This is a genomic window from uncultured Streptococcus sp. (genome assembly GCF_905372115.1).
In the GTDB taxonomy this organism is placed as follows: domain Bacteria; phylum Bacillota; class Bacilli; order Lactobacillales; family Streptococcaceae; genus Streptococcus.
The window spans coordinates 1-10,961 of the sequence record NZ_CAJPNR010000061.1 but is presented as its reverse complement, the minus strand read 5'-3'; the positions used below and the strand labels follow the sequence as shown (position 1 = coordinate 10,961).

The 10,961-nt window shown below is 41.1% G+C and carries 7 protein-coding genes; all 7 read right to left on the bottom strand.

Features of this window, described 5'->3' with window-relative positions; translation table 11 throughout:
- Positions 1–106: 106 nt before the first annotated feature.
- On the bottom strand, positions 107–1,033 hold the full coding sequence (locus QZ169_RS10960) for an ATP-binding cassette domain-containing protein (protein ID WP_295507023.1): 927 nt from the start codon (positions 1,031–1,033) through the stop codon (positions 107–109).
- 10 nt (positions 1,034–1,043) lie between these two features.
- Positions 1,044–2,111, bottom strand: coding sequence for an ABC transporter ATP-binding protein (locus QZ169_RS10955; protein ID WP_072074534.1), 1,068 nt, complete (start codon positions 2,109–2,111; stop codon positions 1,044–1,046).
- Between the two features lie 8 nt (positions 2,112–2,119).
- The gene (oppC, locus tag QZ169_RS10950) at positions 2,120–3,046 is read right to left on the bottom strand and encodes an oligopeptide ABC transporter permease OppC (RefSeq protein WP_295507021.1); all 927 of its coding nucleotides are present in this window, start codon (positions 3,044–3,046) and stop codon (positions 2,120–2,122) included.
- Positions 3,046–4,542: an ABC transporter permease gene (locus QZ169_RS10945; RefSeq protein WP_295507019.1), complete on the bottom strand. Its 1,497-nt coding sequence runs from the start codon at positions 4,540–4,542 to the stop codon at positions 3,046–3,048. The genes oppC and QZ169_RS10945 overlap by 1 nt, the downstream gene beginning before the upstream one ends.
- A gap of 64 nt (positions 4,543–4,606) precedes the next feature.
- Positions 4,607–6,583 carry a peptide ABC transporter substrate-binding protein gene (locus QZ169_RS10940; protein WP_149565898.1) on the bottom strand — a complete coding sequence of 659 codons (1,977 nt, stop codon included), beginning with the start codon at positions 6,581–6,583 and terminating at the stop codon, positions 4,607–4,609.
- Between the two features lie 232 nt (positions 6,584–6,815).
- On the bottom strand, positions 6,816–8,786 hold the full coding sequence (locus QZ169_RS10935; RefSeq protein ID WP_295507016.1) for a peptide ABC transporter substrate-binding protein: 1,971 nt from the start codon (positions 8,784–8,786) through the stop codon (positions 6,816–6,818).
- A 173-nt stretch (positions 8,787–8,959) separates the two neighbouring features.
- Positions 8,960–10,915, bottom strand: a complete 1,956-nt coding sequence (locus QZ169_RS10930; RefSeq protein WP_295507014.1) for a peptide ABC transporter substrate-binding protein — start codon at positions 10,913–10,915, stop codon at positions 8,960–8,962.
- Between the last annotated feature and the right edge of the window lie 46 nt (positions 10,916–10,961).

Here is a 10,961-nt window from a genome sequence, read left to right as displayed (position 1 = left end):
TTATTATTTTTAAATTGGTGGTTAGTTCTACATACCTTTGAGGCTGGTAAATTGACCTACATTCTTTCTTTTTAAAGACGAAAAAATGCCCTTTCGGACATTTTTTCTATTCTTGTTCTTTTTTATACTTTTCAAGCTCAGCTTTGTTAGCCCAGACATAGTGTCCCGGACGAATCTCTGCCATTTCTGGTTTATCAACAGAATAATCATGCTGTTCAGGATCATAGACCTTCAACACTTTTTTACGCTCCAAGATTGGGTCTGGTATTGGAACAGCCGAGAGCAAGGATTGTGTGTATGGATGGACAGGATGGTTGAACAGTTCTTCTGTCTCTGCCACTTCTACAATGACACCTTTGTAAATCACGGCGATACGATCAGAAATAAAACGAACTACCGAAAGGTCATGGGCAATAAAAAGATATGTCAAGCCCAGCTCTTTTTGGAATTTTTTCAAAAGATTCAGAACTTGAGCCCGGACAGATACATCCAAGGCTGAGATAGGCTCATCAGCAATTACGAAATCTGGTTTCATGACCAAAGCGCGAGCAATCCCAATCCGCTGACGCTGTCCACCAGAGAATTCATGAGGATAGCGAGTTAAATGCTCAGCCAACAAGCCAACTTCATTGATGATATCTTTGACTTTTCTTTGACGATCTTCTTCGCTATCAAACAAATGGTAATTATAGAGACCCTCAGATATGATATAGTCAACCGTTGCACGTTCATTCAGGCTGGCTGCTGGATCTTGGAAAATCATCTGAATCTTACGAATCAAGTCCGCTTCTTCTGCTTTAGACTTTTTCCCATTAATCTTTTTGCCTTCGTAGAAGATATCACCTGCACTGGTATCATTAAGTCCGATAATAGCTCGACCAATAGTAGTCTTACCAGAACCTGATTCTCCTACAAGAGAGAAAGTTTCCCCCTTATTGATGAAGAAATTTGCATTTTTTACTGCTACAAATTTCTTACTTCCTTCGCCGAAGGAAATTTCTAAATCTTTAATTTCAACTAATTTTTCAGTCATTTCCTTCCTCCTAAGCTTCTAATTGATTGAAGCCCATTTTTGAACGAATTTTTTCATGTAGGTTTTCGATAATCTCTGGCTTATGAACCTTAGGCGCATCTTCATGGAGCAACCAGGTCTTAGCCCAGTGAGTCTCAGATACATTGAAAGCCGGCGCTGCTTCTTCAAAGTCAATTGACATGGCATAGTCAGAACGCAAAGCAAAGGCATCCCCTTTGATTGGTGAATAAAGAGACGGTGGCGTTCCAGGAATCGAGTAGAGGGCACCATTTGCATCTGCTAGCTGAGGCAAGCTGGACAGCAAACTCCATGTATAAGGATGTTTTGGCTCGTAGAAGATTTCTTCAACTGTACCGTATTCGATAATCTCACCAGCATACATGACCGCAACCTTATCTGCAATACTAGCTACAACACCAAGGTCATGCGTAATAAAGATGGTTGTGAAATGATATTCTTGCTGCAGCGATTTGAGCAAGTCAATGATCTGCGCTTGAATCGTTACATCGAGGGCCGTTGTCGGCTCATCACAGATAAGAATATCAGGACGACAAGCCAAGGCAATCGCAATAACAATCCGCTGCCGCATACCACCTGAGTATTGGAAAGGATATTCTTCGAAACGTTTTTCCGCATCTGGAATCCCGACCTTACTCATGTAATCAATGGCCATTTTTTTAGCTTCTTTGGCTGATTTTCCTTGGTGCTTGATTATGACTTCTGTAATTTGGCTTCCAATGGTATTAATCGGATCCAAGCTCGTCATAGGGTCTTGGAAGATGGTCGCAATTTTTGCACCGCGAATTGGCTCCCAATCCTTGTTTGTGCGAAGAGTCGTCAAATCTTTGCCACGGTAGTCAATAGTTCCTTGGGCTACACGGCCGTTTTCTTCTAACATACCAGTAAAGGTCTTGGTCAAGACAGACTTACCTGAACCAGATTCACCAACAATAGCCAGCACTTCGCCTTCAATTAAGTCCAGTGAGACACCGCGAATGGCTGTTAAAACTCGGTCGCGAACATCGAATTCCACGACAATATCGCGAGCAGTCAATATTACATTTTCATTCTTTGTCATATTTACTCCTATCTATGTGTACGTGGATCGCTGGCGTCGGCTAAGTTTTGACCAACTACGAAGAAAGTAAGGGATACCAAAATCAGAGTTGTAAGTGGAATCCAAAAGAGGTAGGCATTTGTCGTCACGTTTTGAGAATAATCTGAAATCAAGCGTCCTAAACTTGGCACTGTTACAGGAAGACCTAATCCAAAGAAGGACAGAAAGGCTTCGTAAGAGATAAAGCTTGGCAGCATCTGTGAAGTGGTAGTCACGATAACAGATACTAACTGCGGCATAATGTTCTTCGTAACAATCTTGAGAGTCGGTGTACCAAGAGTACGAGAGGCAAGGTTGTACTCCAAATCCCGATAGCGCATAATCTGCACACGGATAGTGTAGGCAATACCGACCCAACCAGTAATCGTCATGGCAAAAATAAGATTCCAGAAACCAGCACCGATAGAGTAGGTCAAGACAATAACAATCAAGAGGGCTGGGATATTTGAAATGATATTGTAGATTTCCATCATGACACGGTCAACTGTTTTGGAAATTCCCCAGATACCGCCAATGATAACTCCGATAGCCAAATTAATAACTGTCGCAATAATCGAAATAAGAATAGAGTTACGGGCACCAAACCAAACACCGTCAAAGAGAGACTTACCATTACTATCCGTTCCAAACCAGTACTGACCACTCGGCTTGATGTAACGCATGCTAAAGTCGTTTACCTTACTCACGTCATTAAAGTCGAAGTCTGAAAACATAGGATAAATGAAACTCATGAGAATAATGGCAATCAGAATTCCCAGCATAGTAATGGTTGATTTCTTTTTAAGGAATTGGCGCATGACTGATTTCCAGTAAGAGTAGGCTGGAGCATCAATCGTTTCAGAGGCAAAATCGTCACGTTTGACAAATTGGAATTTGCTTTTATCAATTGTAGCCATTATTTACCTCCTTTTGATGTTAACTTGATACGTGGGTCCAGTACAGTCATCAGAATGTCACCCAGCAAGAGGGCAAAGATAGACAGACATGTGAAGATGAATACAAGACCAACAACCATAGAGTTATTAGATGCCTTAACAGAATCAATCAACATCTTACCCATACCAGGAAAAGCAAAGACTGTTTCTGTCAAGGTTGCACCAGCAATAACTCCGACGATTGAAGCTGGAATACTAGATACCAGTGGCACCATAGCGTTTTTAAAGATGTGCTTGTTAGAAATTTCTTTTTCTGAGAGACCCTTAGCACGCGCAAAGCGGACAAAATCCTGAGACTGAAGGTCAATCATATACCGGCGAATCCAAACAGCTGTCCAAGGAGCACTCAAAAGCCCTAGAATAACAGCTGGCAGGACATAAGAACGCCAATCTCCCGCTCCCAAGATTGGGAAGGAATCTGGAAGACCAACGGCAGACCCTGCCAAACGGACAATGTAGACCAAGGCGATGGTTGGCAGTGACATCATGAAGGTCAAACCTGCTGTGGAAATGCTATCAAACCATGTATTCTTAAGTCGGGCCATGTAGGAACCGAGCGGAATAGCAATCAGATAAGACAGGGCCACACCAATCAAACCAATAATGGCTGAGCTGGTAATCATGGATGGATTTTGATAGTTGCTTTGAGTCGCTGTATAGGCATCTCCCTTACCAAACTTAGCAATGTCCTGTGAATCGGCTTTGCTTGGCGTCTTATAGGTACGAGAGTAAATGTTAACAGACGATGTCTTTTTGCCTGTTGGGAATTGAACTTCAGAAGACTTAGTTTGCCCTTGTCCCTGTGTAATAACCTGCAGAACAGGGATATTAGCATAGGTTGGATAAGAATTACCTAAATTAAAGGTAATAAAGTTCTGGTGGACAAATGGGAACTGACCATTAAAGTACAGCAGATACTTATGCTTGGTACCAGAACCCACAAGAGACCAGCCAACAGAAGGATCATTTTCAAACCGGATATAACGCTCTAGGTTTGGATTTTCCTCATCTTGAATAACATTTGGATGATCAATTTGAATCAAATTAGCATAGAACTCAAAGACACGCTCATAAACAGGCACTTCACGTACAGCATAGAATTCTCCGCTTAGTGGGAATTTCTGCAATTTCCAACCATTGCCAAGTTTATCAATATACTTCTGATAAATCTCCTTGTTTGCTTCTGTAGCTTCTGTTGTAACAGAGGAATCTTCCTTACTAGCCTTCTCCTGCAGTTCCTTTGTATCATAATAGTCAATGTAGCCCATCCGCTCAAAGATAGTGTTTTCATAGTTAGTCTTTTTATCTTTATTTGTCGCTATCTTATTATAGTTAGGATCCTGCTTGAAAATCAACCTTCTTGGCACCATAGTATAGATAATGGCATAAGTCAGGGTCGTCACCAAGAAAATCGACACAATTGAGCGTAAGATACGCATAAAAATATATTTTTTCATTTATCGTTTCCTTTAAATTCCAAAAGAACTTTCTCCTCTATTAGAGAAAGTTCTCTTAGCAAGCTTATTTCACGTGGTCTGCTAATTCTTCTTGAGCTTTTTTATTAGATTCCGCACGTTCTTTATTCCATTTTTCCTGAGCGCTATTATAATCTTTTGTCGTTACAGGCTCATCCTGCAATTTCATGTACTTATAACTTGCTGCTTCACGCGCCTTAGCACCAGACCAAGCAAACGGTGCTGAGAAAGGCACTACCTTAGTCAAGGTTGGACGACCTGTTCTAGAAGTTACCGGAATCAACAAAGCACTATCAGTCAGCCAAGCCTGAGCAGCCGCATATTTTTCATAACGCTTGTTCAAATCTTGCTTTTCTGCACCAGCTTCGTCAACCAGCTTGGTATATTCATCCAAACCAACTTGTTTCGCTGCGGCATTATCTGTGCCATCAAATCCTAAGAAGGTCTTGGTGTTTTCACCACCAGGTTTGATAACATCAAGATAGGTAGATGGATCTTGATAGTCCGGAGACCAGCCGACATTATCTGAAATATCCCAGTCCTCTTCAGCAGCAGAAGGAGCAAACAAGGTAATGTTAGTCACTTCATCCTTAGACAATTGGTGAACATCAATCACAACATTATCTGTTCCCAAAGTCTTCTCAATGGATTGCTTGAGGGATTGAACGCGCTGTACTTTAGAAGTAGCTGTTTGATCAACCGGAATGTCCAGATGAATTGGGAATTCCACTCCATCAGCTTTCAAAGCTTCTTTTGCTTTAGCGAATTCAGCCTTTGCTTTGTTCTCGTTATAGAGACCATCTTGACCATCTGAGAAGTCAACGTCTTTCCATTCGTCGCCATAAGTTACTACTTTTTCCTTAACTAAGTCACCGAAGGACTTGTCACCAGCCTGCACAAATGTAGGTGGGATGTAAAGGTTACGAAGAAGTTTGTCTGCTCCGTCCTTACCATTAATCTGAGATGCATAGGACTCACGATTGAAGGCAAAGGTCAAAGCCTGACGGAAGTCCTTGTTAAGCAAGGCTTTCTTAGTTGAAGTTTTTTGAGCTTCTGATGTCTTAGCCGTATGATTATAAGACTGACGATCAATGTTAGTACCTACTAAGAAAGTTGAGGCATCTTGAGGTGTATAGACGATATTATCTTTAAAGTCTTTTTCAACCTTTTCATAAGTCGCACTAGTTGGGAAAAGTCTGGCTGTTGTCAATGCGCCTTGGCTGAACTGCTCAGCAGGTTTTCCTTGATCTTGTCCATCATAGAAAGAGAGTTTCACTGCATCTACGTGAACATTTTCTTTGTCCCAATAATTAGGATTCTTCTCAAATTGGATTTCAGATTTTGAAGTCAATGATTTGAGCAAGAAAGGTCCGTTATAAAGCAAGCTTGTTGGATCAGTTGCTTGAGCAAACTTATCGCCTTGGTTTTCCAAAAAGTCTTTGTTTACTGGGTAGAGAATTCCCATTGTCGTCTTAGAGTTCCAGAAGCTTTCTGGCTCATTAAGAGTATACTCAACAGTATGATCATCAACTGCTTTGATTCCTACTTCTGAGAAATCAATCTTCCCAGAAATATAGTCCTTAAGCCCTTTTACAGAATCCTGAACCAAGTAGATTGTTTCAGATTTATTGTCTGCCGCATACTTAAGACCTGTGACAAAGTCTTCTGCTGTCACATCTGCGTACTCTTCACCTTCGGAAGTATACCACTTAGCATCTTTGCGAAGTTTATAAGTATAAGTTTTCCCATCTGGTGATACAGTCCATTCCTCTGCCATTGAAGGAACTAAGTTTCCATATTGGTCGTTTTCTAAAAGACCGTCAATGACATTTGCTGTCAAGTCTGTTGTAGCAGCTTTACTTGAAGTGAGATAGTTCAAGTTTTCAGGATCTGTCTCGTAGATATAATTAAAGGTGTTAGAACTGCCTGATTTTGTGTTTGGCTTAGAGCCTGAGCAAGCTGCAAGAAAGCCAGCCGCAAGAAGAGTAACTCCTGCTAACGCAAGGACTTTGCTTTGTTTCATATGGGTTTCTCCATCTTTTAGATTTTTAGATTTAATTAAGATTATAGCATAGATAGTACTAAAAGTAAAATAAATTTTCAGAATATTAAGTTAGCTCACTGGCACCCTCAGATGTTTATGTAATCAGGCTTCCTGCATGTTTGCTATATAGGATTAGACAACCTTAGTCTCGCCCATTCCGCCTCTAAAATCATCAAAAATCCCATTGTAGCTACAATGGGATTTTCTTGCTTTATTTGATATGTTCTGCGAGTTCTTCTTGAGCCTTTTTATTGGATTCTTCCTTTTCTTTTGCCCATTTTTCACGCGCTTTTTCATAATCTTTAGTCGTTATTGGTTTATCTTGGATTTCAACATATTTAAAGCTGTATTCACCCTTGTTTCCAGTCCAAGCAAATGGTCCTGAGAACGGAACAACCTTACGGACACTTGGTGTTGCACCAGATGACCAAGCTGGCATCAACAGAGCACTGTCTGTCAGCCAAGCCTGAGCTACCGCATATTTTTCGTAACGTTTGTTAATATCCTCGTTTTCTGAAGCAGCATCTTCCAAGAGCTTATCATACTCTTCAAAGCCAGCCTCTTTAGCTGCCGCATTGTCTGTGCCAGGGTCAAAACCAAAGTAGCTGTCAACATTCTCACCAGTCTTAGATCCAGTGATTTCCAGATAAGAAGATGGATCGTTATAATCCGGACTCCAGCCGAGATTATTATTCAAGTCCCAGTCTTCTTGGGATGCAGAGGTCGCAAAGTAGGTGATATTATTCAACTCATCATCTGTCATCTGCTGAATATCAATTACTACATTGTCAGAGCCAAGGTTGGCTTCAATAGACTGCTTCAATGACTGAACACTCTTAACGCCATTGGTATCTGCTGAGCTAACCGGAATATCCAGATGGATTGGGAATTCCACTCCTTCTGCCTGCAGCGCTTCCTTAGCTTTGGCAAATTCTGCCTTGGCTTTTTCTGGATTATAAAGACCATCCTGAGCATCGTCTAATTTGACTCCCTTCCACTCATCGCCATAGCTAGCCAGATTTTCTTCTACAATGTTGCCGAACTCTTTACCATTGGCTTGAACAAAGGTTGGCGGAACAAAGGTATTACGAAGCTGCTTGTCTGCTGCTTCTTCGCCATTGGTTTGTGCAGAATAGGCAGTACGGTCAAAGGCAAAAAGCAGAGCCTGACGAAAATCTTTATTGAGCAGCGCTTTCTTAGTGGAAGATTTCTGTGCATCCGTTGTCTTAGAAGTATGCTCGTAAGACTGACGATCAATATTAGTTGTAACAAAGAAGGTTCCTGAACCTTGAGGAGTGTAGACGATATTATCGCCATACTGTTTCTTCACACTGGCAAAGTTTGAGCTGTTTGGGAAAAGACGGGCAATGGTGTAGTTACCGTCAGAGAAACCACGCACCAGCGATTCTGTATCTTGACCATCATAGTAAGAGAACTTGACAGTGTCAATTTTTACCTTTTCCTTATCCCAATAGTTAGGATTCTTCTCTAAGCTAATTTGAGATTTCGAAGTGATGGATTTCAAGATAAACGGACCGTTATAGAGGACACTGGTCGGATCCGTTCCCTGAGCAAACTTGTCACCTTTTGATTTCAGAAATTCTTCATTAATTGGGAAAAGAATCCCCATGGTTGTCTTAGAATTCCAGAAACTTTCGGGCTGATTCAAAGTATACTGAACAGTAGAATCATCCACCGCCTTAACACCAACTTGGGAGAAGTCAGTTATTTTACCATTGACATAGTCGTCCAAGCCTTTAATGGATTTTTGAACGATATAGAGACCATCAGACTTGCTGTCAGCAGCATGCTTCAGACTGGTCACAAAGTCCTTAGCAGTCACGTCTGCATATTCTTCACCATCAGAAGTATACCATTTCACTCCCTTACGAAGCTTATAAGTATAGGTCAGACCATCTTTTGAAACGGTCCAATCTTCTGCTAGAGAAGGCACTAAGTTACCATACTTATCGCTTTCTAGCAAACCATCCACTACATTAGCCATAATCTCATTGGTTGCCCGTTTATTGGACACTGTGTAATCCAGCGTATCTGGATCTGCGGTATAAACATAGCTATAGTTTTTCCCAGATGAATTGGAGCCACCAAACGAACAGGCAGCCAAAATTCCTGCAGAGAGAATGACAAGTCCAGTCGCAGCAGCTAACTTAGATGTTTTCATAAACTTCCTCCAGTTTTCATTAAGATTACTTTCATTATAGCACTTCTGCGACAGGATGTAAACGCTTCAATGTAATGGAGGCCGATATAAAAAAGAGAGAACAAAATGTTCTCTCAACTAAATAACTTAATTCAGGACAGCCACAAAGAGTCAAACTTTTGCTGTTCAGAATCTTATTTGATATGTTTTTCTAGCTCTTCTTGGGCTTTTTTATTGGATGCTTCCTTTTCTTTTTCCCATTTCTTAAGAGCCGCTTCGTAATCTTTGGCCGTCACAATATCATTTTGGAGTTCCATGTTCTTAAAGACATAGACATCTCCTTTGATTCCGACATAAGAGTATGACTTGGTAAATGGCACAACCTTCTGAACAACTGGTGAACCACCGCCAGAAACACCAGGAATAACAATGGAGCTATCTGTCAGCCAAGCCTGAGCTACTGCGTATTTGGTATAACGAGCGTCGGTATCTTGTTTTTCCTTATCCGCCTCATCCAATAACTCTTTGTATTCATTCAAGCCAACTTTATTTGCAACATCAGCATTTTTCCCTTTTTCTAAACCAATATTATCTGTAGCGTCACCCGTTTCTGGGTTGAAAATATTCAAATAGGTAGATGGGTCTTGATAATCTGCTGACCAACCAGACATGTTGAGGTCGTAGTCCTTCTGAGCTGCTGTTTCTGCAAAATAGGCAGAGTTATCAAAGTCATCTGTAGACATTTGCTGAACATCAATGACGACATTGTCCTGTCCGAGTGCTGCTTCAACAGACTGTTTGAAAGAGTTGGTCCGTTGTACCAAGACTTTGTCAGTCTGATCCACAGGAATATCGATATGAATCGGGAATTCAACACCTTCTGCTTGCAAGGCTTCCTTAGCCTTAGCAAACTCAGCCTTGGCCTTGTCAGCATTGTAGATGCTGTCTTGGGCATCTGTCAACTTGACACCGCTCCACTCATCGCCATAAGTAGGAAGTTTGCTCTCTACAACATCTGAAAAGTCTTTGCCATCAACCTGCACGAAGCTAGGAGGAACTAGCAAGCTACGGATGAGTTTAGTCGCTCCGTCTTTACCATTCATCTGAGCTCCAAAAGATGTCCGGTCAAAGGCAAAGTTGATTGCCTGACGGAAGTCTTTATTTTGAATAGCTGCTGTAGTCGATGTCTTCTGAGCATCTGTTGTCTTAGATGAGTGATTATAAGCCTTACGATTCAGATTGAAAGCAAAATAGAAACTAGTTGAATCCTGCCGTGAGAAGATAATATTATCCTTGTATTGCTTTTCTACAGAAGCGTAGTTAGAACTTGTTGGGTAAAGCCGTGCTTGAGAATAGGCACCGTCTGAGAAGTTGCGAATCAGTGATTCCTGATCTGAACCATCAAAGTAAGTGAGCTTTATATTTTCAACCTTGACATTGTCCTTATCCCAGTAGTTCTGGTTTTTAGCGTATTCAATGACAGACTTAGAAGTAAAAGCCTTCAGAATATAAGGACCATTATAAAGAATGGAAGAAGGTTTTACAGTACCAAAGTCTTTTCCTTTTGATTCCAAAAATTCTTTGTTAATCGGAAAGAGAATTCCCATAGTCGTCTTGGAATTCCAATAACTTTCTGGCTGGTTAAGAGTGTACTCGACCGTATAGTCATCGACAGCCTTGACGCCAACCGTTGAAAAGTCATTTGACTCACCCTTGACATAGGCATCCAAGCCTTTGATAGAGCTTTGGACGATTGGAAGAGCTTCTGATTTTTCATCTGCTGCATGCTTCAAACCAGTGACAAAGTCTTGAGCTTTAACCTCTGAGTATTCTTCACCGTCTGATGTATACCATTTAGCATCTTTGCGAAGCTTATAGGTATAGGTCAGACCATCCTTTGAAACAGTCCAGTCTTCCGCAATAGATGGAACCAGATTACCATACTTGTCATTTTCCAAAAGACCATCGACCAGATTTGAAGCCACATCAGAAGTCGTTGCCCGATTGGAGTTTACATAGTCCAAGGTATCAGGGTCAGTCAGATAAATATAAGAGTATGTATTGCTGGCACTAGAGCTTCCACAAGCAGCTAAAATCAGTGTTGACACGACTGTCAGTCCAGTAATGGCCAACCATTTAGATTTTTTCATGAGCATTCTCCTTCTCAATTTATATTGTATTATTATACAATATTTT